This is a genomic window from Homoserinibacter gongjuensis, assembly GCF_030161875.1.
GTDB lineage: Bacteria > Actinomycetota > Actinomycetes > Actinomycetales > Microbacteriaceae > Homoserinibacter > Homoserinibacter gongjuensis.
Genome location: NZ_BSVA01000001.1, coordinates 98,053 through 121,767 on the forward strand (window position 1 = coordinate 98,053; position 23,715 = coordinate 121,767).

At 71.2% G+C, this 23,715-nt stretch carries 21 protein-coding genes and 3 pseudogenes; 17 read left to right on the forward strand and 7 right to left on the reverse strand.

From position 1 onward, the window contains the following. The first annotated feature begins 45 nt into the window (after positions 1-45). The 3 genes from QQK29_RS00580 to QQK29_RS00590 all read left to right on the forward strand — a co-directional run bounded on the left by QQK29_RS00580 (position 46) and on the right by QQK29_RS00590 (position 4,006). Positions 46-585, forward strand: coding sequence for a DUF1345 domain-containing protein (locus tag QQK29_RS00580; RefSeq protein ID WP_284296926.1), 540 nt, complete (start codon positions 46-48; stop codon positions 583-585). 110 nt (positions 586-695) lie between these two features. Beyond that, positions 696-2,873: a phosphate acetyltransferase gene (pta, locus tag QQK29_RS00585; RefSeq protein WP_284296928.1), complete on the forward strand. Its 2,178-nt coding sequence runs from the start codon at positions 696-698 to the stop codon at positions 2,871-2,873. Next, complete coding sequence (locus tag QQK29_RS00590; protein ID WP_284301863.1) at positions 2,873-4,006, forward strand: acetate/propionate family kinase; 1,134 nt, start codon at positions 2,873-2,875, stop codon at positions 4,004-4,006. The genes pta and QQK29_RS00590 overlap by 1 nt, the downstream gene beginning before the upstream one ends. A gap of 212 nt (positions 4,007-4,218) precedes the next feature. Here QQK29_RS00590 and QQK29_RS00595 read toward each other — a convergent pair whose 3' ends face one another. Then, a complete protein-coding gene (locus tag QQK29_RS00595; protein WP_284296930.1) occupies positions 4,219-5,058 on the reverse strand; it encodes a universal stress protein in 840 nt (279 codons plus the stop codon). Between the two features lie 110 nt (positions 5,059-5,168). On the opposite strand from QQK29_RS00595, the gene QQK29_RS00600 reads away from it, so the two are divergent. From QQK29_RS00600 to QQK29_RS00615, 4 genes and pseudogenes are all read left to right on the forward strand, one after another. After that, complete coding sequence (locus QQK29_RS00600; protein WP_284296932.1) at positions 5,169-6,617, forward strand: sensor histidine kinase; 1,449 nt, start codon at positions 5,169-5,171, stop codon at positions 6,615-6,617. Next, complete coding sequence (locus QQK29_RS00605) at positions 6,533-6,802, forward strand: sensor histidine kinase (protein ID WP_348533763.1); 270 nt, start codon at positions 6,533-6,535, stop codon at positions 6,800-6,802. The genes QQK29_RS00600 and QQK29_RS00605 overlap by 85 nt, the downstream gene beginning before the upstream one ends. Next, a pseudogene (locus QQK29_RS00610) lies at positions 6,799-7,417 on the forward strand (response regulator). The gene QQK29_RS00605 and the pseudogene QQK29_RS00610 overlap by 4 nt, the downstream one beginning before the upstream one ends. Positions 7,418-7,557: 140 nt before the next feature. Continuing rightward, complete coding sequence (locus QQK29_RS00615) at positions 7,558-8,046, forward strand: Dps family protein (RefSeq protein ID WP_284296936.1); 489 nt, start codon at positions 7,558-7,560, stop codon at positions 8,044-8,046. Here the strand turns inward: QQK29_RS00615 and QQK29_RS00620 are convergent. The 5 genes from QQK29_RS00620 to QQK29_RS00640 form a co-directional block, all read right to left on the reverse strand. Next, a complete protein-coding gene (locus tag QQK29_RS00620; RefSeq protein WP_284296938.1) occupies positions 8,043-9,422 on the reverse strand; it encodes an amidohydrolase in 1,380 nt (459 codons plus the stop codon). The two genes, QQK29_RS00615 and QQK29_RS00620, sit on opposite strands and share 4 nt — an antisense overlap. Beyond that, complete coding sequence (locus QQK29_RS00625) at positions 9,422-9,571, reverse strand: hypothetical protein (protein WP_284296940.1); 150 nt, start codon at positions 9,569-9,571, stop codon at positions 9,422-9,424. The genes QQK29_RS00620 and QQK29_RS00625 overlap by 1 nt, the downstream gene beginning before the upstream one ends. A gap of 5 nt (positions 9,572-9,576) precedes the next feature. Continuing rightward, complete coding sequence (locus QQK29_RS00630) at positions 9,577-10,197, reverse strand: FMN-binding negative transcriptional regulator (protein ID WP_284296942.1); 621 nt, start codon at positions 10,195-10,197, stop codon at positions 9,577-9,579. A gap of 63 nt (positions 10,198-10,260) precedes the next feature. After that, positions 10,261-11,253, reverse strand: a complete 993-nt coding sequence (locus QQK29_RS00635) for an Fpg/Nei family DNA glycosylase (protein WP_284296943.1) — start codon at positions 11,251-11,253, stop codon at positions 10,261-10,263. A 3-nt stretch (positions 11,254-11,256) separates the two neighbouring features. Further along, positions 11,257-11,742, reverse strand: coding sequence for a ribose-5-phosphate isomerase (locus tag QQK29_RS00640; protein WP_284296946.1), 486 nt, complete (start codon positions 11,740-11,742; stop codon positions 11,257-11,259). Between the two features lie 131 nt (positions 11,743-11,873). On the opposite strand from QQK29_RS00640, the gene QQK29_RS00645 reads away from it, so the two are divergent. The 9 genes and pseudogenes from QQK29_RS00645 to QQK29_RS00685 all read left to right on the forward strand — a co-directional run bounded on the left by QQK29_RS00645 (position 11,874) and on the right by QQK29_RS00685 (position 21,623). After that, positions 11,874-12,545 (forward strand): hypothetical protein, encoded by a 672-nt coding sequence (locus QQK29_RS00645; RefSeq protein WP_284296948.1) that lies wholly within the window; start codon positions 11,874-11,876, stop codon positions 12,543-12,545. A 56-nt stretch (positions 12,546-12,601) separates the two neighbouring features. Then, positions 12,602-15,160: an aminopeptidase N gene (gene pepN / locus QQK29_RS00650; RefSeq protein ID WP_284296950.1), complete on the forward strand. Its 2,559-nt coding sequence runs from the start codon at positions 12,602-12,604 to the stop codon at positions 15,158-15,160. 137 nt (positions 15,161-15,297) lie between these two features. Continuing rightward, positions 15,298-16,170, forward strand: coding sequence for a DUF2510 domain-containing protein (locus tag QQK29_RS00655; protein WP_284296952.1), 873 nt, complete (start codon positions 15,298-15,300; stop codon positions 16,168-16,170). Next, a complete protein-coding gene (locus QQK29_RS00660; protein ID WP_284296954.1) occupies positions 16,170-16,724 on the forward strand; it encodes a GTP-binding protein in 555 nt (184 codons plus the stop codon). The genes QQK29_RS00655 and QQK29_RS00660 overlap by 1 nt, the downstream gene beginning before the upstream one ends. Then, positions 16,721-17,140, forward strand: a complete 420-nt coding sequence (locus tag QQK29_RS00665) for a roadblock/LC7 domain-containing protein (RefSeq protein ID WP_284296956.1) — start codon at positions 16,721-16,723, stop codon at positions 17,138-17,140. Before QQK29_RS00660 ends, QQK29_RS00665 begins: the two co-directional genes overlap by 4 nt. Positions 17,141-17,286: 146 nt before the next feature. After that, positions 17,287-18,096: a DUF2510 domain-containing protein gene (locus QQK29_RS00670; protein ID WP_284301864.1), complete on the forward strand. Its 810-nt coding sequence runs from the start codon at positions 17,287-17,289 to the stop codon at positions 18,094-18,096. 395 nt (positions 18,097-18,491) lie between these two features. Continuing rightward, positions 18,492-19,499 carry a mechanosensitive ion channel family protein gene (locus tag QQK29_RS00675; RefSeq protein ID WP_284296958.1) on the forward strand — a complete coding sequence of 336 codons (1,008 nt, stop codon included), beginning with the start codon at positions 18,492-18,494 and terminating at the stop codon, positions 19,497-19,499. Positions 19,500-19,513: 14 nt separating this feature from the next. Beyond that, positions 19,514-19,912, forward strand: a complete 399-nt coding sequence (locus QQK29_RS00680) for a globin (RefSeq protein ID WP_284301865.1) — start codon at positions 19,514-19,516, stop codon at positions 19,910-19,912. Positions 19,913-19,968: 56 nt separating this feature from the next. Further along, positions 19,969-21,623: pseudogene (locus QQK29_RS00685) on the forward strand (FAD-binding dehydrogenase). Between the two features lie 209 nt (positions 21,624-21,832). Here the strand turns inward: QQK29_RS00685 and QQK29_RS00690 are convergent. After that, the gene (locus QQK29_RS00690) at positions 21,833-22,525 is read right to left on the reverse strand and encodes a DUF8185 domain-containing protein (RefSeq protein WP_284296960.1); all 693 of its coding nucleotides are present in this window, start codon (positions 22,523-22,525) and stop codon (positions 21,833-21,835) included. Positions 22,526-22,576: 51 nt separating this feature from the next. Here QQK29_RS00690 and QQK29_RS00695 point away from each other — a divergent pair. Next, a pseudogene (locus tag QQK29_RS00695) lies at positions 22,577-23,469 on the forward strand (acyl-CoA thioesterase). Positions 23,470-23,715: the final 246 nt, after the last annotated feature.

Consider the following 23,715-nt stretch of genomic DNA (forward strand, 5'->3'; position numbering starts at 1 on the left):
CGCGGGCGTCCTGGTGGCGGCGGCCACCGCCCTCTGCTCGGCATCGTGGGCGGCCTGCTCGCCGGCTGGGCCACGCTCGGCATTGTGAGCGTCGCGTGGGTGCTGCTCGTCATCTGGCGGATGGATGCCACCCAGACGCGCGCCCACGCCACGGCGGAGGATCCGGGGCGTCGACTCGCGCGGCTCGTCGCCATCCTCGGCAGCATCGCGAGCCTCGGCGCGGTCGCGGTCGTCATCATCCAGGCGCGTCACGCGCCGCCCCTGCTCTCGGGGCTGCTCGCGGGGGTCGCGGTGCTGAGCGTCGCCGCATCCTGGGCCCTCATCCAGACCGACTATCTGCTGCGCTACGCCCACCTCTACTACACCGAACCGGTCGGGGGCATCGACTTCAACCAGGACGAGCCGCCGCGCTACACCGACTTCGCCTACGTCTCGGTGGGTCTCGGGATGACCTATCAGGTGGCCGACACCGACGTGCGCGACAACGGCATCCGGCGCATCGTGATCGCCCAGACGCTGCTCGCCTACCTCTTCGGCGCGATCATCCTCGCGACGATCATCAACCTCGTCACGAGCCTGGGCTGACGGAGGCGTCGAGACGCGTCCGCCGGCGGCGGTCGCTCCTCAGCCTCCTGTGCGGCCTCCGGGCCCAATGTCCCACCCGCGGCGACCGTCGCTCGCGTAGCGTTGTGCCCGTGGCGACCCGCATCTATCTGACGAGCGCCGAGGGGCGCACCGGCAAGTCGACCGTGGCAGTGGGGTTGCTCGAAACCCTCACCGCATCCGTGACCCGCGTGGGCGTCTTCCGCCCCATCGTGCGGGCCGACGTCGAGCGCGACTACATCCTCGAGTTGCTCGTGGCGCACGCGAGCGCGGGTCAGAGCTACGAGGACTGCGTGGGCGTCGACTACGACGCGCTGCACGAGGATCCGGATGCGGCGCTCGCCACGATCGTCGATCGTTTCGCGGAGGTGGAGAGGGGCTGCGATGCCGTGCTCATCCTCGGCTCCGACTACACCGACGTGGGCACCCCCACCGAGCTCTCGACGAACGGCCGCATCGCCGCCAACCTCGCCGCCCCCGTCGTGCTCGTCACGGGCGGCCGTCAGGCCGATGGTGAGGGCGCCCGCACACCGCAGCAGTGCGCCGAGCTGGCACGCATCGCGCTCGGCGAGCTGCGCGAGGAGCATGCCGAGACCCTCGCCGTCGTCGTCAACCGCGCCGACCCCGAGCGCGTCGACGACATCGCCGCCCGCGTCGCCGCCGACACCGGCCTGCCCGCGTGGGCGATCGCCGAGGATGCCGAACTCACCGCACCGCTGCTGCGCACGGTGCTCGAGGCGGCCGACGCGCACCTCGTGCGGGGCGATCCGGAGGCACTCGAGCGCCCCGTGATGGGAACGACCATCGCCGCGATGAGCCTGCCCAACATCCTGCCGCGGCTCATCCCCGGCGGCATCGTCATCGTGCCGGGCGACCGTTCCGAGGCGCTCGTCGGAACCATGGCGGCGCAGCTCTCGCACACCTTCCCGGTGCTCACGGGCATCATCCTCAACGGCGGTTTCGAGATCGATCCGGCGATCGAGCGGCTCATCGACGGCCTCGGCGCACCCCTGCCGATCGCGAGCACGCCGCACAGCACCTTCGACACCGCCGTGCGCATCACGCATGCCCGCAGCCGCCTCGCCGCCGACTCGCCCGCCAAGCACGCCCGCGCCCTCGCCCTGTTCGCCGAGCACGTCGACGCCGAGGAGCTCGTGCGCCTGCTGAGCCTGCCAAGCGCCGGCACTGTCATGACGCCCATCCGCTTCGAGCACCTGCTCGTCGAGCGGGCGCGCGCCGCCGACCGGCACATCGTGCTGCCCGAGGGCGACGACGACCGCATCCTCGAGGCTGCCGCGATCGTCGTGAAGCGCCGCATCGCGCGTCTCACGATCCTCGGCGACCCGGATGCGGTGCGCGGTCGCGCCGCCGCTCTCGGTCTCGAGCTCGGCGACACGCAGGTGGTCCCGACGACCGACCCCGAGCTGCACGCCCGCTTCGCCGAGGAGTACGCGCGCCTGCGCGCCCACAAGGGCGTCTCGCCGGAGCTCGCGGCCGACACCGTGACCGACGTCTCGTACTTCGGAACGATGATGGTGCACACAGGCCTCGCCGACGGCATGGTGTCGGGGGCGAGGCACACGACGGCGCACACCATCCGTCCCGCTTTCGAGATCGTGAAGACCGCGCCCGGGGTGTCGGTCGTGTCAAGCGTCTTCCTCATGGCGCTCGAGGACCGCGTGCTCGTCTACGGCGACTGTGCCGTGATCCCCGAGCCGACCGTCGAGCAGCTCGCCGACATCGCCGTGTCGTCGGCCGCGACCGCGCGCCAGTTCGGCATCGACCCGCGCGTCGCGATGCTGTCGTACTCGACCGGCGAATCGGGCTCGGGAGCCGAGGTCGACCGGGTGCGCGCGGCGACCCAGCTCGTGCGCGAGCGCGCGCCGGAGCTGCCCGTCGCGGGCCCCATCCAGTACGACGCGGCCGCCGACCCCACGGTCGGCGCCTCGAAGCTGCCGGGGTCGGATGTCGCCGGCCGCGCGACGGTGTTCGTGTTCCCCGACCTGAACACCGGTAACAACACCTACAAGGCCGTGCAGCGTTCGGCCGGCGCCGTGGCCATCGGGCCCGTGCTGCAGGGGCTCGCGAAGCCCATCAACGACCTCTCGCGCGGCGCGCTCGTGCGCGACATCGTGAACACGATCGCGATCACCGCGATCCAGGCGGGCACAGACGCCATCACCGCGATCCAGGCGGGCACAGACGCCATCACCGCGATCCAGGCAGGCACAGACGCCATCACGGCGATCCAAGCAGGAGGCGAGCAGTGATCCGCAACGTCTTCGTGCTCAACGTGGGCTCGAGCTCGATCAAGTACCGCTTGCTCGATGTCGACGACGGCTCGGTGCACGCGGATGGCATCGTCGAGCGGATCGGGGTGCCCGGCTCGGGCGTGCCGGATCACGCGACGGCGATGGTCACCGTGCTCGCCGAGCTCGAGGGTCACCGGATCGACGCCGTCGGCCACCGCGTCGTGCACGGCGGAACCCGCTTCGTGAGCGCGACCCTCATCGACGACGCCGTCGAACGCGAGATCGAGGCGCTCTCCGACCTCGCACCGCTGCACAACCCGCCGGGTCTCGCCGGCATCCGCGCGGCCCGTGCTGTGCTGCCGGAGCTGCCGCACGTCGCGGTCTTCGACACCGCCTTCCACGCCACGATCAGCCCCGCGGCGCGCGACTACGCGATCGATGCCGAGGTGGCGGCGAAGACCCGCATCCGGCGCTTCGGCTTCCACGGCACCTCGATCGGCTACGTCTCGCGCATCGCCGCCGAGCTGCTCGGGCGCACGGGCGACCCGGAGCTCAAGCTCGTCGTGCTGCACCTCGGCAACGGCGCCTCCGCGGCGGCCGTGCTCGGCGGGCGCTCGCTCGACACCTCGATGGGGCTGACCCCGCTCGAGGGGCTCGTGATGGGCACCCGCTCGGGCGACATCGACCCCGCGATCCCGCTCTACCTCGCGCGCGAGCACGGCTACACGATCGATCAACTCGACGAGCTGCTCAACAAGCGCTCCGGGCTGCTCGGGCTCGCGGGACGCAGCGACATGCGCGAGCTCGTGAACGCCGCCAACGCCGGCGACGAGCGCGCCACCCATGCGCTCGACATCTACGTGCACCGCCTGCGCCGCTACATCGGCGGCTACGCGGCCGAGCTCGGCGGCATCGATGCCGTGGTGTTCACCGCGGGCGTCGGCGAGAACTCGTCGTACGTGCGACGCCGGGCGATCGCGGGCCTCGACTTCCTGGGTCTCTCGGTCGACCCCGAGCTGAACGCCGCGCCGTCGCGCGAGGCGCGGTTCATCTCGCCCGAAGGCTCGCCCGCATCCGTGCTTGTCGTGCCCACGAACGAGGAGCTCGAGATCGCGCGCGAGACGCGCGCGGCGGCACGCCCAGCTGGTTGACGAGCGCCGACTGCACACCCAGCCGGCTGAGGAGCGCCCGACGCAGACCCAGCCCACTGAGGAGCACCCGACGCACACCCAGCTGGTTGAGGAGCGCCCGCAGGGCGCGTCTCGAAACCAGCGTCGTCGATCCTGCGGCGGCGCCGGTTTCGAGACGCGTATCGCTTCGCGATGCGCTCCTCAACCAGCGGAGTGGCGGCGCGATGCGGACCTCACCCAGCGGAGTGAGCGAGCGCACCCGCGGGCCGCACCACGAGCACCGGCGCGTTCGCGTTGAGCAGCACGGCGTGCAGCGTCGTGCCGAGCGGCGAGTGCGTCTCGGCGACCGAGCCCGTCCCCACGACGAGCAGGGCGCTGCCCCGCGACGCGTCCAGCAGAGCGTCGGCCGGCACGCGTGTCGACAGGCGCGACCGGATCTCGAGCATCCCCTCGACCTCGCGTGCGGCCTCGGAAGCGAGCACGAGCGGGCTTTCGACATTGGTGCGCTGCGATTGCAGCACCTCAGGCGGCACCGCGTGCACGAGGGTCACCCGCATCCCCCGGTCCACCGCCTCGAGCGCTGCACGGCGACCGATCGAGGCCGCCGTCTCGGGACGGTCGACGCCGGCCACCACGCCGTCACGGAATCTCGGGTCGCCCTCGGGCACCACCGCGACGGTTCCGGTTGCCGCGAGCGCGAACTGCACGCTGCGCGATCCGAGCACGCGGCCCGACACGTATCCGGTCTTCCCCGTGCCGACGACGAGCGTGTCGTCGCCACGCGCGTGAGCCGCCAGCGTCCAGGTGGGAACCCCGCTCAGCAGCTCGGCCGCCACCTCGAGCTCCGGATGCTGCATCCGGATGCGCTGCGTCGCCTCCGCGAGGATCCGCTCGCCCGCGCGCTCGGCCGCGTCGAGCAGATCGAGGCCCATCATGCCCTGCTCGGGATCGATGACGTGCACGAGTTCGAGAGAGGCGCCGTCGCGGCGTGCATTGCGAACCGCCCAGGCGAGAGCCGCCTCCGAGGGAGCGGAGCCGTCGACGCCGACGACGTAACGCGCTGATGCGTTCATGCTTCGAGGCTCGCACGGTCGGGCGGCGCGGTCTCGGGGCCAAGGTCCTTCGGCTCGGCCAGCGGAGCAAGCGCGCGGCGCGGGTGCGGCCCCTCTGGGAGACTGGATGCATGCCCGCCACCGCCGATGAACCACGTCTGCGTCGTCTCCTCGACGCCGTGCCGCACGTGGTCGGCGAGCTCGAACTCGCGCACGTGCTCGAGCGCATCATCGAGGCGGCCGTCGAGCTCGTCGACGCGCGCTGGGGAGCCCTCGGCGTGATCGCACCCGACGGCACCCTCGAGCAGTTCGTGCACGTCGGCATGGCGCCTCCCGAGGTGCGCGCCGTCGGGCATCTGCCCGAAGGCCACGGCCTGCTCGGCGCCGTGATCGACTCGGGTGAGGCGATCCGGCTCCCGCATCTGCGCGACGACCCCCGCTCAGTCGGCTTCCCCGCCCACCATCCCCACATGGATGCCTTCCTGGGCGTTCCGATTCGCGTGCGCGAGCAGGTGTTCGGCAACCTCTACCTCACGAACCAGGATGGCGGGCCGGAGTTCTCCGCCGACGACCAGCTCCTCGTCGGCTCCCTCGCCGCGATCGCCGCGATCGCCATCGAGAACGCCCGCCTCTTCCAACAGCAGGTGCGTCGCGAGCGCTGGTCGACGGCCCTCGCCGAGGTGACCGCGGCCCTGCTGTCGGAGGACACCGTCGACGTGCTCGCGGTGCTCGCCGAGCGCGTCGCATCGGTCATCGAGAGCGAGCTCGTGTGCGTGATCGTGGCCGACGGCGATGACCATGGGGAGCCCATGCTGCGCGTCGACACCGCCCGCGGTAACGGCGCAGACGAGATCGTCGGCAGGCGCTATCCGGCCGCAGACACCCTCTCGGGACGCGCGATCGCCACGGGCGCCCTCGCCTCCACCTCGCCCGGGGAGCTGCCCGGCGAATCGGTCGTGCGCAGCGGTCAGAGCGCCGCGATGGCGCTGCCCGTGCGGTCCGGCGACCAGGTTCTCGGCGCGCTCTCGGTGTATCGCTCGGTCGAGGCGCCGCTCTTCACGGATGCCGAACGCGCCATGGCCGCCGACTTCGCTCTGCAGGCGGGGGTCGCCATCCAGCTCGCCCGCGGACGGGCCGACCGCGAACGCCTCGCGCTCGTGGACGAGCGCGCCCGCATCGCACGCGATCTGCACGATCATGTGATCCAGCGTCTCTTCGGCACGGGGCTGAGCCTGCAGGCGATCGCCGCCCGCTCGCCCGAGGCGGCCGACGCGATCGGCGCGCAGGTCGATGCCATCGACGCGGCGATCGGCGAGATCCGCACCGCGATCTTCGCGCTCGCGTCGCGGCCGTCGTCGAGCGGCGCGCTGCGGCACCGCGTGCTCGACGTCGCCGCCGACGCCACCCCGGGCTCGCGAACCCGCCGCTCGTCACCTTCGCCGGGCCCGTCGACCTGCTTGTCACGGGCGACCTCGCCGACGACGTGCTCGCCGTCGTGCGGGAGTGCCTCGCGAACGCCACACGCCACGCCGACGCCACGCGTGTCGAGGTGTCGGTCGCCGTGCACGACGAGACCGTGATCGTGACGGTCGACGACGACGGGGTGGGGCTGCCCACCCGGCCGCGGCGCGCATCCGGAACCCGCAACCTCGAGGAACGCGCCACCCGCCGAGGCGGTACCTTCGAGCTGTCGACCCGAGCCGAGGGCGGCACCCGCGCGCGGTGGGCCGCCCCCGTCCCCGCCCCCGAGAGGAGCACTCTGTGACCCGCGTCTTCCTGGTCGACGACCACGAGATCGTGCGGCGTGGCATCGCCGACCTGATCGACGCCGAACGCGACCTCGAGGTCGTGGGCGAATCCGGCCAGGTGCGCGGCACCCTCGCCAAGATCGAGGTGACGAAGCCGGATGTCGTGGTGCTCGACGTGCGCCTGCCCGACGGTGACGGCATCGAGCTGTGCCGTGCCATCCGCTCCGCTCACCCCGAGATGCGGTGCCTCATGCTGACCGCCTACGACGACGACGAGGCGAGTCGCTCGGCGGTGCTCGCCGGCGCGTCGGGGTACGTGCTCAAGGACATCCGGGCACGCGGCCTCGTCGAGGGTGCGGAAGGTCGCCGCGGGAGGCACGCTGCTCTCGGCCCACGTGAGCGAACGCGTCGCCGAGGCCTTCGCGAGCCCGCGCGTCGACGAACCCGCGCTCACCCTGCGCGAGCGCCAGGTGCTCGATCTCATCACCGAGGGACTCACCAACCGCCAGATCGGCGAACGGCTCGGGCTCGCCGAGAAGACCGTCAAGAACTACGTCTCGGGCCTGCTCGCCAAGCTCGGCATGGAGCGCCGCACCCAGGCCGCGGTGTACCGCCTCGAGACGCGCGGCTGAGCCCGCGAACGGCGCTAGCGATTCGGCGGCGCGCGGTCAACCCCGGTCAGGCGAGCCTCAGCTTCGTTGCGGAATGCGTGCAGCGCAGTAGCGTTGAATCAGACGACGGCCGGCACAACCGGCCAGAAGGAGGCAACGCCATGACCACGAAGACCAGCACCGTTCCCACCACGTCGCTCGACCCCGACGTCACCGCGGGGGTCGCCCAGTTCCTGAGCCCCATCGTCGTCAACCTGCAGGCGCTCGCCATCGACGGCAAGCAGGCGCACTGGCACGTGCGCGGCTCCAACTTCATCGGCGTGCACGAGTTCCTCGACGTGCTCGTCGACCACGCCCGCGCGTGGGCCGACCTCGCCGCCGAGCGCATCGTCGCCCTGGGCCTGCCGCTCGACGCCCGGGTGCAGACGATCGCCGAGAAGACCACCACCCCGAAGCTCACCGACGGCTTCCAGCAGTCGGATGCCACGATCGCCGCCGTCATCGCGCAGATCGATGCGACGCTCGAGCTGGTGCGCACGGCGGTCGACGAACTCGACGAGCTCGACCAGCCCTCGCAGGACATCGCGATCGAGATCGCGAACGGGCTCGACAAGGACCGCTGGTTCCTGTTCGCGCACGTCGCGAGCTAGCCGTCGCGACGGCGGTTTCGAGATGCGGCCGCCTCCGGCGGCCGCTCCTCAACCGCCTGAGGGTGCAACGACCCCGCAACCACCGTGCCGTGTACGGGGAGGGTGCGCAGCGCATCCGGGTCCGTCGCGTGCGGGTCGGCGTCGAGGATGGCCAGGTCGCCGGGGCCGCCCACCTCGAGGCCCGCGACTCCGCCCCACGAGGCGGGCAAGGCATCCGCGAGTGAGAGACGCTGCTCCGGGTGCCACGGCTCACGCCCGTCACGCGAGCGCGTGACCGCGGCCGCGATCGTCACCCACGGGTCGAGCGGCGACACCGGTGCGTCGGAGCCGAGCTCGAGCACGGCACCCGCGTCGAGCAGCGAGCGATAGGCGAAGGCCCGCCCGGTGCGCCCCGCCCAGTGGTGATCGGCGACGTCGCGGTCGTCCATGGCGTGCTCCGGCTGCACGCTCGCGTGGATGCCGAGTTGCCCGAAGCGCGGCAGGTCGGCATCGGCCACGAGCTGGGCGTGCTCCATGCGCGGCGGAAGCGGCGCATCCGCCGGGATGTCGAGAGCGGCGAACACGTCGAGCGCCTGCGTCACGGCGCGGTCGCCGATCGCGTGGATCGTCGGAACGAGCCCCGCGGCGAGCGCCTCGCGCGCGGCCTCGAGCAGCTCGCCGTCGGCGTAGCTCGGCAGGCCGTGGTCGTGCGGGGGCTCCGCGTCCGGGTAGGGGTCGGCACACCATGCCGTGCGCGAGTTGAGGGCGCCGTCGGTGAAGAGCTTGAACCAGCCGACCGAGACGAGGCCGTCGGTGCCCGGCACGAGGCCACCCGAGCGCAGGGCGTGCACGCGCGCCGATGCCAGATCCACCGGGTAGAGGCACGCCCGCACACGCCAGGCATGCAGACCTGCACCGATCCGCCGCTGCCAGGCGTCGACGTTGCCGCCCATGTCGAGGTCCACGATGCCGGTGACGCCGCGCGCGGATGCGGTGCGTGCGGCATCCGCGATCCAACGGTCGAGGGTCGCGTCGTCGGTCGCCGAGAGCCGCACCCCGAGATCGAACGCGGGCTGCTCCTTGAGCAGCCAGTCGTGTTCTCCGAGGCCCATGCGCCGCAGCAGGGCACGGTTCGACCACACGGTGTGCACGTCGCCCGAGATGAGCGCGACGGCCACCTCGCCCGCGTCGAGCAGCTCGGGGGTGGGGGCGTCCGGCCAGAGTGCGTCGCGGAAGCCGTAGCCGAGCAGCACCTCGTCGGCGTCCCATCCGGCGTCGAGGCGTGCGCGCACGAGCGCGGCGGCCTCGGCCGCGGAGCGGGCGCTCGACAGGTCCAGCCGGCGCGACACCGCCGCCCACTGGCCCGTGTGCACGTGGCCGTCCCAGAGCCCGGGCATCAGGAACCGGCCATCGAGAGCGACGACCTCGGCATCCGGAGCTTCGATGCGCGGCGCGATCTCGGCGATCCGCCCCCGCGCAACAGCACGTCGACAGGACCCTCCGCCGTGGATTCCGCCCCGACGATGCGCACCGTCCGCAGCAGCACGGGCGTCACGATCCGCCCTCGACGCGACGCATCTCCTCGGCGAGCGACGGCTGAGCGTACGGCCCCTCGCCCGCGAGCGCGTCGATGATGCGCTCGCGCACCTCGGGGGCCTTGTTCTGGCTGAACTTGCTGCGCGCGTCGAAGCGCGTCACGCGGATGCGCAGCCCGATCGTGCCCTTCGCGATGCGCCGCGAGTACTCCTCGTCGCTCGCGAGCGAGCGCGGTTCGGGCATCGGATGCTCGAAGTGGTCGGTGAGGCGCTCGAGCACGCGGTAGTTCTCCTCCTCGCTGAGGATCTCGGGCACCCCGTAGAGGTGGGCGGTCGCGTGGTTCCAGGTCGGGATGATGTCGCCCGGCTCATACCAGTTCGGCGAGATGTAGCCGTGCGGCCCCTGCACGATCACGAGCATCTCGTGCTGCCCCACCTCGTGCGCCACCTCGTCGGGTCGGCCGAAATGGGTGACGATGACGATCGAGTCGTCGTCGGTCTCCTCGAGCAGCGTGGGGTAGTGGGATGCCACGAGCCCCGTCGACGCGGCGGAGACGTAGGTGGTCCACGGGTTGGCGCGGATGAGGCGCTTCACCTCGTCGACGTCGGTCATCAGGTAGCGGGGCGTGTGCCGCATCCGGCTCTCCTCATCGGGCTCGGGTCGGGTCGCGTTGCGGCCGGGGCGGCAGCGCTGCTCGGGTCAGACCTGGTCGGTGGGGCACCAGTAGAGCTTGCGCCCGCCGAGTTCGGTCATCGCGATGTGGGTGCCGCACACGCGGCAGGGCTCGCCCGCGCGGTGATACACCCAGTGCCGATCATCTCGCGACGCGAGCGCTTTGCGGTACGCCTCGGGGTCGAGGTCGTCCATCGTGAGCATCTGGCCCGTCTCGACGCCGATGCGCAGCAGGCGCACCCAGTCGCGCCACAGCTCGCGCACGAGCTCCTCGGGCACCTCCTTGCCGGGCCGGAACGGGTCGAGCCGCGCGCGGAACAGCAGCTCGGCGCGGTACACGTTGCCGATGCCGGAGACCACCGACTGGTCCATGAGCAGCAGGGCGATGGGCGAGCCCTTCGTGCGTACCGTCGCCGTGAAGCGCTCCTCACCCTCCCGGAGATCGTCGACCAGCGGATCGGGACCGAGCTTGGCGATCGTGCGCTCGACCTGCTCGATCGTCTGCACCTCGCACGCGGTCGGACCGCGCAGATCGGCACAGGCCGTCTCGGTGAGCAGCCGCACCCGCACCTGCCCGATGGGCTCCGGCGGCCACGTCTCGAGCTCGGGTTCGAGCTTCTCCGACTCCGCCATCCGCAGCCGGGTGCGCCGGGGCGCGCCGATCGACCACGGCGAGTCCTCGTGGGCGCCGACGACACTGTCGCCGTCGTCCACGACCGTGCCACGCTGGTTGGTCTGCCCCATGCGCCCGTTCGCGGATGCGATGGTCGGGTCGACCGAGATGTCGCCCGCGAAGTCCCACGCTCCGTAGAGCCCGAGGTGCACGCGCAGCCAGAGCTCGTGGTCGAACTCGAGGAAGAGCTGCTTGCCGACGGCCTTGGCCTGCACGATCTGGTGTCCGTCGAGTTCCGCGGCGCCCTGCGCGAAGCGACCCTGCGGCGAGCTCACCGCGACGGGCGCACCCGTGAAGTTCGCCTGGAACTGCCGGGCGATGCGGTGGACGGAGTGACCTTCGGGCATCGGCTACTCGATCGGGTGTCCGACGATGCGGCCGGTCGTCTCGTACTCGGCGAGCTGCGCAATGCGGCGTGCGTGGCGCTCCTCACCCGAGAACGGCGTGGCGATGAAGCGGTCGATGAAGGCGATCGCCTCCTCGACGGTGTGCTGGCGCGCGCCGATCGAGATGACGTTGGCGTCGTTGTGCTCGCGCGCGAGTTCCGCGGTCGAGAGGTTCCAGACAAGCGCGGCACGCACGCCCTCGACCTTGTTGGCGGCGATCTGCTCGCCGTTGCCCGATCCGCCGAACACGACGCCGAGCGCCTCCCGTCCCGAGCGCTGGTCGCGCACGACGGCACGCGCCGCGTCGATGCAGAAGCTGGGGTAGTCGTCCAGCGGGTCGTAGCTCTCGGGCCCGTGGTCGATCACCTCGTGCCCGGCATCGCCGAGATGCTGCTGCAGGGTCTGACTGAACTCGAGTCCGGCGTGGTCGGTCGCGATGTGGATGCGCACCCTCCGAGTCTACGAGGCCCACCCGACACGCGGCCCGCTGTCAACCCCCGCCTCGGCTCGGCCCGACCTCTGGCCTCTGCGGGCGAGGAGGAGCACAATCGGAAGGAAGAGAAGACCGCGAGGTGATCACGATGCGCCAGCGCACCCCCTTCATTCCCGATGTCATGCCCCACCTGTCCGCGGGCAGGCATCGCAATCCGCGCCGCGGCGCATGCTTCATGGAGTTCGCCTCCTACCTGGCCGGGGAACGCTGGAGCGACCATCCCGCGTGCACCGACCGAACCCTTGCGGCCCTCGCGCGCGGCGTCAACGACCTCGTCGCCGACGATCGCCGCGACGAACTGATCGAGCTGATCCCGACCGTCGTGGGGCTGCGCGGCGGCGACGAACTCGGCCTCGTCGTGGCCCTGCGCGCCGCCATCACGGCCCTGCCGGTGGCGAGCATGGAGCGTCAGCGCGTGCTCGCGGCGGGCATCATCTCGATCTGCGCGCTGCTCGAGCAGCGCGGGGTGCCGTCGTACGGCATGCGCGACGAAGCGCACCGCGTGCTGAACGAGGTTCCGGATGCCGCCCGCTGGGCGCGCACGCACGTCACCACCGTCTCGGCTCGCTACCCCCGGCTCGACACCATCAGCTGCGAACTCGTCGTGGCGACCGCGGTCGTGGGGGCGGCCCGCGCGTGCATCTCCGACCCGGATGCCGTGCTCATCCGGATGCTGACGCGCGCGGTCGCCGACGTGGAGCGTCTCGTGCGCCCCGCCGCCCCGGCCGCGACCCGCATCCCGGAGCCCGCGCTCGGCTGACGGCGGCTTAGGCTTGCAGGCGGACACGATCCGCCTGAGCCTGAAGGAGCGCCCGCGTGCCTGGAGAGAACCTCACCCGCATCGAAGCCCAGGAGCGCAAGACGCTCGTCGAGGTCGAGAGCTACGACATCGAACTCGACCTCACCTCGAGTGAGACGACGTTCCGTTCGGTCACGACCGTGCGCTTCACGGCATCCGCGGGCGCGTCGACCTTCATCGACGCGATCACGGCCAAGGTGCACTCCGTCACCCTCAACGGCACCGAGCTCGGGGCCGGCGTCGCCGACGGCGCGCGCATCGCGCTCGAGAACCTCGCGGCCGACAACGAGCTCGTCGTGGTGGCCGACTTCGCCTACACGAACACGGGTGAAGGTCTGCACCGCTTCGTCGACCCGGTCGACGGCGAGGTGTATCTCTACAGCCAGTTCGAGGTGCCCGACAGCCGCCGCGTGTTCGCGGTGTTCGAGCAGCCCGACCTGAAGGCCACCTTCCGCTTCACGATCACGGCCCCTGAGGCCTGGCAGGTCGTGAGCAACTCCCCCACGCCCCAGCCCGAGCCGCTCGGCAACGGCAGCGCCGTGTGGCACTTCGAGCCGACGCCGCGCATCTCGAGCTACATCACCGCGATCGTCGCGGGCCCCTACGAGGTCGTGCGCTCCGAGCTCACGAGCTCGGATGGCCGCACGATCCCGCTCGGCGTCTTCGCCCGCAAGTCGCTGTTCGGCTACCTCGACGCCGACTACATCTTCGACATCACGCGAAAGGGCTTCGCCTACTTCGAGCAGAAGTTCGGCTACCCCTACCCGTTCGCCAAGTACGACCAGCTCTTCGTGCCCGAGTTCAACGCGGGCGCCATGGAGAACGCGGGTGCGGTGACTTTCACCGAGACGTACGTGTTCCGCTCGAAGGTGACGGACGCCATCAAGGAGCGGCGCGTCGTCACGATCCTGCACGAGCTCGCGCACATGTGGTTCGGCGACCTCGTCACGATGAAGTGGTGGAACGACCTGTGGCTGAACGAGTCGTTCGCCGAGTGGGCGTCGACGATCGCCACGGCCGAGGCCACCGAGTGGACGAATGCCTGGACGACCTTCCAGGCCATGGAGAAGAGCTGGGCCTACCGTCAGGACCAGCTGCCGAGCACCCACCCGGTGGTGGCCGACATCCGCGACCTCGACGACGTGCAGGTCAACTTCGACGGCATCACCTACGCCAAGGGCGGTTCGGTGCTCAAGCAGCTCGCCGCGTGGGTGGGCATCGACGCCTTCTTCGCCGGTGTCGGCGCCTACTTCCGCGCGCACGAGTGGGGCAACACCGAGCTCGCCGACCTGCTGCGCGAGCTCGAGAAGACCTCGGGCCGCGACCTGTCGACCTTCTCCTCGCAGTGGCTCGAGACCGCGGGCGTCAACACCCTGAAGCCCGAGATCGAGACGGATGCCGCCGGCACGATCACCGCGTTCCGCATCCGGCAGGCGGCGCACCCCGACCACCCCGTGCTGCGTCAGCACCGCATGGCGATCGGCTTCTACGATTTCGCGTCGGATGCTGCGGATGCGCCGCTCGTGCGGGTGCACCGGCACGAGTTCGACCTGGCAGCGCAGGAGCTCACCGAGATCGCCGAGCTCGTGGGCCTCGCCAAGCCCGCCCTCGTGCTGCTCAACGACGACGACTTCGCCTACGCCAAGATCCGCATGGACGACGACTCCTTCCAGGTGGCCGTCTCGGCGCTCTCCCGCATCGAGGATCCGCTTGCGCGCGCCCTGGTCTGGGGCTCCGCCTGGGACTCGACGCGCGACGGCGAGATCGCCGCGCGTGACTACGTGCAGCTCGTGCTCGGCAACATCGGCCCCGAGACCGAGTCGACCACCATCCGCCTCTCGCTCACCCAGCTCGTGCAGACCGCGCGCCTCTACGTCGACCCGGCCATCCGCGAGGCGACGATCCGCGAGGTCGGCGACCGGCTGTGGCAGCTCGCCCAGGATGCGGCACCGGGGTCGGATGCGCAGTTCCAGTTCGTGAAGTTCTTCGCGAACATCGCCTCGACGACCGAGCACGCCGCCGCCTTGCAGGCGCTGCGCACCGGCGAGACGGCACTCGAGGGCCTCGAGATCGACACCGACCTCGACTGGGAGCTGCTCGAGGGCCTCGTGCTCATCGGCGCCGCCGGCGAGCTCGAGATCGCCGCGGCGCTCGAGAAGGACGACACCGCGAACGGTCAGCAGGCCGCAGCGCGCGCCCGGGCCACGATCCCCACGCTCGAGGCGAAGCAGGCGACGCTCACGGCGGCGCTCACCGACGCATCCATCTCGAACGTCGTGCTGCGTAACATGGCCCTCGGCTACACGCACACCAACGACGCGTCGGTGCTCGCAGAGCTCGTGCCGCTGTACTTCGAGCAGATCCGTCGGGTGTGGGACGAGCGCAGCTTCCAGCTCGCGCAGTACATCGTGCACGGCTTCTACCCGGCGACCCTCACGACGACCGAGCTCGTCGACGCGACACGCGCGTGGCTCGAGGCGAACCCCGAGCCGGCCGCGCTGCGTCGCATGATCGTCGAGGAACTCGCCGGCGTCGAGCGCGCCCTCGCGGCCCAGGAGCGTGATCGCCGGGCATAGTCGGCTCTCTCCACCCGGCGCGCTGCCCCCGCACGGGGGCGCGCCGGGTGATTTCACCTCGGATATCGTGAGCGCTAGCACCCGCAACCACGGAATCCGAAGGATGCCGTGCCCTTTCACCCGAAAAGCGTACGTCCGTGACCGACACCCAGGTCCGGGCAGGTTGGTATCCCGATCCGCTGGGCATGCCCCAGATGCGGTGGTGGGACGGCCGAGCCTGGACGCGCCACATCTCCACCGCCCGCGAAGCGCCGGTGGTGCGACCGAGCGCGCCCGTCGGATTCGCCGAGCCGGATGAGCCTCGTCCGCGCGGACGCCACCGCGCCGACACCGCGGTCGACGGGGTGGCGCCTGTCGGCGGCGCCCAGTTCGCGAACGGTCAGTCGGCTCTGCCTGCGGGCACCGGAACCCTGCCCGAGCTCGGGTGGGCGGGCGCCGCGCTCACGCTGCACTCGGTGCAGTCGACGCGGGTGCCCATGCTCATCGAGCTCGGCGTCGCGAACCATCCCGCCATCCGCATCGACGCGCGCCATCAGGCGTACGACTGGCTCCTCGAACTCGAGCGCTTCCCCGAGACCCCGACGGCGGTCGTGGTGGCCGTCGAACTCGTGGCCGAGAGCACGCCTGCGCCCTTCGAGCTGCCCGGCAAGAGCCTCGACGAACTGCTCTGGAAGGTCGGTCGCGCCGCGTTCCCCGAGCGCCTCGCGCCGTGGCTCGAGGAGGGGCAGGGCTACTGGCTCACCCGCTGGCCCAACTGGACCACGCTGCATCCCGATACCGACCACATCCGCCAGACGGCGATGCTCGCCAACGCGCTGCTCACCATCGAGCAGCTCGCGGCGCTCTCGGGCCGCGGTGTCGAGAGCACCCGCACCCTGATCAATGCGTTGAGCCTCATGGGCGTGCTCGGCGTCGCATCCCCCGACACCCTCGTGCAGCGCGCCGACCCGGCTCCCCTCGGCGAGGGCAGCCTGTTCCAGCGGTTGCGCAGGCGATTCCGGATGACGTGATGGCCGAGTACGTCATCCTCTTCGCGGGGCCCATGGGGGCGGGCAAGACCACGGCCCTCCGCTCGCTGAGTGAGATCGAGGTGGTCTCGACCGAGGCCGTCAACTCCGATCGTTCGCGCAACGACAAGCCCACGACGACCGTGGCACTCGACTACGGCGAGATCGACCTCGACCCCGACAAGGTGCGGCTGTACGGCGTGCCCGGCCAGGAGCGCTTCGACTTCATGTGGGAGATCCTGCGCGACCGTGCGATGGGACTCATCGTGCTCGTCAACGCGGATGCGCCCGAACCCGAGCGGCACGTCTACGAGCACCTCACGGCGTTCGCCGAGCTCGCCAACCGGGGCGGAGTGGTCGTGGGGGTCACGCGGTACGACATCCAACGCACCGACATCGGCGACCGCATCGTCGCGACCGCACGCGCGGTCGTGCCCGACCGCGTGACGCCGGTGTTCGCCGTCGATGCCCGCGACCAGGAGCAGATGCGCACGCTGCTGCTCTCGCTCATCGCCGACATCGAGACCCGGCAGGCCCTCGCGGAGGCGACCGGATGACGACGGCACCCCCGCTGCACCGCGACCCGGCCATCGTCGCCGCCGCCGAGCGGGCCATCGCCGAGCTCGCCGACCGCTGCAGCACCCTCGAGGCCGCGGCCGTGACGAGCGACGACGGATTCCGGGTGGCCGGCATCCACGGCGCCGCGGGCGACGCGAACCGCCTCGCGAGCATGACGAGCACGACGCAGGCGCTCGGCGAGGCGATCATCCGCGAGCTCGATCTCGGGGATGCGAGCCATGTCGCGGTCGCCGGCACCCGTGGCGCGCTGCTCGTGCGTCGCATCGGCAGCCACAAGCTCGTGCTCGTGGCGGTGTTCGCCCCGGCCTCGGTCGACGACGGACGGATCGCCCGCGGCGTCGCGAAGCGCCTCGCACACACCCTCGACGCGGTGCTCGAGCACCGCGACTCCTAGCCGCGCCGCGCCCGCCAAGCGGCGTCTCCCCCGCCCCCGTTCGGGGTGCGCGCGGATGCGGTAGGCTCCGCTACTCTTGCTGCGGTGCGCCGTGCGCGCCGCCGGACGCCGCCCGACGTTCGGAACGAGCGACGAAGAGCTGCGTGATGGACGACCGTCAGACCCCCGCCGGCTGGTACCCCGACCCGCTGGGGCTGCCGCAACTGCGCTGGTGGGACGGCCAGGGCTGGGGCGAGCACACCTCCGAGGCCCGTCGTCCGCTGCTCGGTCAGCAGGCGCGATCCGTCGCCTTCGCCGACCCCGCCGACGAGGAGCCGCTGGCTCCCGAGCCCGTCGAGCCCGAGGCTCCCGTGGCAGAGGCCGCCGACCCGGTCGTGCCGCCGACTCCCGCCCCGACGACCTTCGCATCCGGCCCCGCTGCCCTTCCCGCCGGGCCCGCGGATGCCGTGCAGGGCTGGTCGGGCGCCGCGCTCACGATCCACTCGATGCGCGCCGCCGGTGTTCCCACCGTGCTCGACGTCGAGATCTCGGGGCACCCGAGCATCACGATCGACACCCGGGTGAACGCCTTCTCGTGGCAGCTCGAACTCGATCGCTTCCCCGCCGAGCCGGCAGCGGTCGCCGTCGCCGTGCGCATCGTCGAGAAGGGTGCCCCGGCAGCCTTCGAGCTCCCGGGCTCCTCACTCGACGGCCTGCTCTGGAAGATGGGCTTCGCCGCCTTCCCCGACGAGCTCGCCCCGTGGCTGAACGCGGGCGACGCCTACCGGCTGCGCCGCTGGCCCGACCTCTCGGGATTCGAGCCCGACACCGACCCGCTGCGCCAGGCCGCGATGCTCAGCAACGGCGTCTTCACGCTCGAGCAGCTCGCCGACTTCACGGGCCGCTCCATCGAGCCGACCCGCTCGCTGCTCAACGCCCTCGGCCTCATGGGCGTGCTCGAGGTCGTCGCCCGCTGATCCGCGCCGCCCTGCGAGAGTGCCAAACGCTGTAGCGCTCGTCGGTTCGCGCCGGATGTTTCTGTCGCACGTCGCCAAAACCTGTAGCGCGTAGCATGCCATCGACTGCCACCGCCGCGGGCGATCGAGGTGCTGCCGGCGCGATGGTGTTCGCGAGTGGCACCCAGGTGTGATCGCGCTCGGATGCGGCACCAGCTCCCAGCCCACCGTCGGCGCATGCGCGCCAGTTTTCTGTTCCCTGCGTCAGGGATTGCTGCCGCACCGAGTGCAAAGCTGCAGCGTTTGACACACGGACCGACAGAAGGGGCGGGGGCGCAGCGAGGCGGAGCGGCGGGAGGCGCGAGCGGCGCGCCGCCTCCACCGTGCTCACGGGCACGTCTCGTTAGGCTGGACGCATGGATGGCCTCGTCGCGTGGTGGGAGAGCCTCGGTGCGTGGCAGGTTCCGCTCCGGGTGCTGCTCATCATCGTGGGCGCCATCGTCATCCGGCTCATCCTGCAGTTCGTGATCAACCGCGCCGTGCGCGGAATCGTCACGGGCGTGAAGAAGAAGCAGGGCATCGACGACACCCAGGCGCTCGTCGCGACACCGCTCGCCGCAGTGCGTGTCGTGCAGCGCACCCGCACGCTCGGCGGGGTGCTCTCGGGCGTCGTCACGACCGCCATCGTGATCGTGGCCGTGCTGCTCGTGATCTCGACGACGTTCCCGAACGCCGCCGGTGCCTTCTCGCTCATCACGGCCGCGATCGGCGCCGGCCTCGGCTTCGGCGCCCAGAACATCGTCAAAGACGTGCTCAACGGCCTCTTCATGGTGATCGAGGACCAGCTCGGCGTGGGCGACGTGGTCGATCTCGGGCCGGCGACCGGCGTCGTGGAGTCGGTCGGCATCCGCATCACCGACATCCGCGACGTCAACGGCACCCTCTGGCACGTGCGCAACGGCGAGATCGTGCGCATCGGCAACATCTCGCAGGGCTGGGCGCGCGCGATCATCGACCTCGCGGTGCCGTACGAGTCCGACATCGACGAGGTCGAGGCGCTCATCCTGACGACGGCGCTCGAGCTCGCCGACGAACCCAAGTGGAAGCGGCTCATCCTCGAGAAGCCCGAGGTGTGGGGCATCGAGTCGATCTCCGCGGAGGCGATCGTCATCCGTCTGGTCGTCAAGACCCGCACCTCGGCCAAGGACGATGTGGCGCGCGAACTGCGGGCACGGCTCAAGCGCACCCTCGACACGGCCGGCATCCGGCTACCCGCGCTCAACTCGATCGTGCTCACGGGCTTCGAGGGCGCCGGTTCGATCCGCGGCGCCCGGCCGCCCAAGACCTCGCCGCTGCCTGTCGTGGAACAGCCGCGTCCGGCGCGCGCACCCAAGACCCCCAAGAGCCCGAAGGGCGCATCGTGAACCTGCAGATCCGGATGGGCGAAGGCGGCGACGTCGTCGGCACGAGTTTCTGGGCCGAGGTCGGCGGGCGCGCGACCTTCGAGGGCATCGTGCGCCGTTTCTACGAGGGCGTGCGCACCGACGAGCTGCTGTGGCCCATGTACCCGGAGCACGACCTCGAGGGCGCGATCCAGCGCCTCACGATGTTCCTCGAGCAGTACTGGGGCGGCCCCGGCACCTACAGCGAGCAGCGCGGGCATCCTCGCCTGCGCATCCGTCACCAGCCGTTCCCGGTGACGCCTACCGCGCGCGATGCGTGGCTGCGTCACATGCGCACCGCCGTCGACGAGGCAGATCTCAGCCCCATGCACGAGAGCATGCTGTGGGATTACCTCGATCGTGCGGCACACGCGCTCGTCAACACCGCCGAGTGAGCCGGACTCGATAGTGTTGGACGACTGACCGACTTCACGAGGAACACGGGGAACGGATGCCGGAGCAGGCCGACGCCATCATCATCGGAGCGGGACTCGCGGGGCTCGTCGCCGCCGCCGAACTCGTCGACGCGGGCAAGAAGGTGGTGATCCTCGAACAGGAACCGGAGGCCAGCTTCGGCGGCCAGGCCTGGTGGTCGTTCGGCGGCCTGTTCCTCATCGACTCCCCCGAGCAGCGCCGCATGGGCGTGCGCGACTCGCACGAACTCGCCCGCCAGGACTGGATGGGCAGTGCCGAGTTCGATCGCGCAGAAGACGACTGGGCACGCGAATGGGCGGAGGCCTACCTCGCCTTCGCCGCCGGCGAGAAGCGCGCCTGGTTGCGCGAGAAGGGCGTCTCGTTCTTCCCCGTGGTCGGCTGGGCCGAACGCGGTGGCTACACGGCGACCGGGCACGGCAACTCCGTGCCGCGTTTCCACATCACCTGGGGCACGGGCCCCGGCATCCTCGAGCCCTTCGTGCGGCGGGTGCGCGAGGGCGTCGAACAGGGTCTCGTCGAACTGCGCTTCCGCCACCGTGTCGACCGTCTCGTCACGAAGGGCGCGGCCGTGATCGGTGCCGCCGGCTCGATCCTCGCCCCGGATGCCGCCGAGCGCGGTGAGGCATCCAACCGGGATGTGGTGGGTGACTTCGAGCTGAAGGCGGGCGCCGTCGTCGTGGCGTCCGGCGGCATCGGCGGCAACCACGAACTCGTGCGGGAGAACTGGCCCGAGTGGCTCGGCACCCCGCCCGAGCACATGCTCTCGGGGGTTCCCGCGCACGTCGACGGACGGATGCTCGGCATCGCCGCGAAGGCCAAGGCGCGTCTCGTGAACCAGGACCGCATGTGGCACTACGTCGAGGGCATCGAGAACCACTCCCCGTGTGGCCGCTGCACGGCATCCGCATCCTGCCCGGACCCTCGAGCATGTGGTTCGACGCGACCGGTCAGCGCCTGCCGGTGCCGCTGTTCCCCGGCTTCGACACCCTCGGCACGCTCGAGTACCTGCGCCAGACCGGCTACGACCACTCGTGGTTCGTGCTGGATCAGTCGATCATCGAGAAGGAGTTCGCGCTCTCGGGCAGCGAGCAGAACCCCGACCTCACCGGCAAGAGCGTGCGCGAGCTGCTGCGGCAGCGCCTCGGCAAGGGGGCCACGGATGCCGTGGAGGCGTTCAAGGAGAAGGGCGCCGACTTCGTGATCGCCGACTCGCTCGACGACCTCTTCGCGGGCATGCGTCGCCTCGCGCCCGACGTGGAGCTCGACGTGCAGGCCATCAAGCACGAGCTCGAGGCGCGCGACCGTGAACTCGACAACACCTTCACCAAGGACGCCCAGGTGACCGCCCTGCGCGGTGCCCGCACCTACCGCGGTGACAAGCTCATCCGGGTGGCGAAGCCGCACAAGATCCTCGACGAGAAGCACCGCCCGCTCATCGCGGTGAAGCTGCACGTGCTCACCCGCAAGTCGCTTGGCGGCATCCAGACCGACCTGTCGAGCCGCGTGCTGAACGCCGCCGGCAAGCCGATCGCCGGCCTCTACGCCGTGGGCGAGGCCGCCGGCTTCGGCGGAGGCGGCGTGCACGGCTACCGCTCGCTCGAGGGCACCTTCCTCGGCGGCTGCCTCTTCACGGGCATGCAGGCCGGCCGCGCGATCGCGGGAGCGCTCTAAAGGCTCCCCAGCGGGAGCCCTGTCGAGCGAAGCGGCCCACGCTCGCGGCCACCCGTAGCGAACCACTCAGGTGGCTGAGGAACGACCGCGAAGCGGCCGCGTCTCGAAGCCTCCGTCGCCGGGGGCGGCGGTTTCGAGACGCGCTGCGCTACGCGCGGCGCTCCTCAACCACCTGACATGCGGATCGAGCCGAGCGCCGTGGCAGCGACTCAGCGCGACAGCGTCCAGGCGCGACGCCGCACGAGCACGTGCCCGCGGCGCGTGGTGAGGCGGGTCCAGGGGCCCGTCTCGTAGGCCTTCACCTCGTCGTCGCCGAGGAATCCGAGGCTGACGGCGGCGAAGCCGGCGCCCGCGGGGATGTGCTCGGCGCCGGGGATCTCGCGCCCCCACACCTCGCCCCGCACGCGCCGCACGATCGACTCGCCCACGGCATCCGGAACGATCTCGGCGACCTCGGCGATACCCTCGCGGGCGACCTGGTCGAGCGCGGCGGCATCCGGCCCCTGTACAGCCCGCCATCCGCCGCGCGGTGGCGAGATGGCGGCCCAGGTGGCGGTGTGCACTTCCATGGGCAGCCCCACGGTGGCCGGCTCCTCTCGCCCGTCGGCGATCGCGGTGACGGCGAGCTCCTGCGCGCGTTCGACCCGCAGCAGCAGCGAGCGGATGGGCACGACGACGTCGAAGTCGCCTCGGCTCGTGAGGGCGAGGGTGCGCAGCCCGAGCACGGTGGGGGTTTCGTCGAGCAGCCCGGCCGGGTAGAGCACCGCGGCGTAGACCGCGAGCACGCCGCTGCCGCCGATGAGGCGCACCGAGCCGTCCTCGACGCGCTGAGCACGGGCGAGGAAGGTCTGGAGGTCGTCGAGCGACGCGGGGTCGGCGAGCGTGAAGGAGCGGGCAGTCACAACGCTCCCAGCCTATCCGGATGCCCCGCCCGCGGCTTCTAGACTGAGCGCATGACCGACCCTGGTGCGGCTCCCGACCCGCTCTCCGGCCTGTTGGCGACCCTCGACCTCACCGACACGGGCGCCCGCACCGACGAGGACATCTTCACCGGCCCCAGCCAATGGACCCCCGGGGGCGCGTGTTCGGCGGTCAGGTGTACGCGCAGTCGATCATGGCGGCGATCCGCACGGTCGAGCCGGAGCGCGCGATCCACTCGACTCACGGCTACTTCCTGCGGCCGGGCGATGCCACCCAGCCGATCACGTTCTCGGTCGACCGGATCCACGACGGTCGCTCGTTCTCGACGCGGCGAACCCAGGCCTACCAGAACGGCGTGCCGATCCTCTCGATGATCGCGTCGTTCCAGGATGACGACCCGGGACTGGAGCACCAGGTTCAGGCGCCCGAGGGGGTCACACCGCCCGAGGATCTGCCCTCTGCGGCGGAGGTGCTGGGGCCGATCGATCATCCGGTGGCCCAGTTCTGGGCCACCAGCCGGGCGTTCGACATCCGGCACGTGCAGCAGCCCATCTACCTGCGCGCCGACCCGCATCGCATCCCCCGGCAGGCGCTTTGGATGAAGACGATCGGCCCGATGCCCGACGACGACAACCTGCACCGCGCGGCCCTCGCCTACGCGAGCGACTACTCGATCCTCGAGCCGGTGCTGCGCGGTCACGGCCTGGAGTGGACCCATCGCGGTCTCAAGATGGCCAGCCTCGACCACGCCATGTGGTGGCACCGGCCGATGCGCGTCGACGAGTGGCTGCTCTACGTGCAGGAATCGCCCACGGCATCCGGCGGTCGCGGCCTGTCGACGGGGCAGATCTTCACGCGCGAGGGAGTGCTCGTGGCGAGCATCGCCCAGGAGGGCATGGTGCGCGTGCCGGAGCTGCGGGAGTGACGTCACGGCCTGCGCTCCGCGTCCCCGGATAACGAAGGTGTAACAACTGAGGCCGCCTCCGTGGGTGGTGCGACACGCCGAGATCCCCGAGAACATGGGCGAGACGGTGGCAGGCGGCCCCGTTCGGGCGGCCTGAAGCCCGGCACGCATCGCTGCTACGGTGGCCGAGGCCCGCCCGACGACGCGTCCGACACGACCGGGGGCTGCAAGCCCAGGACCGCGCGCACCGGCTGCTTACCCGCCGGC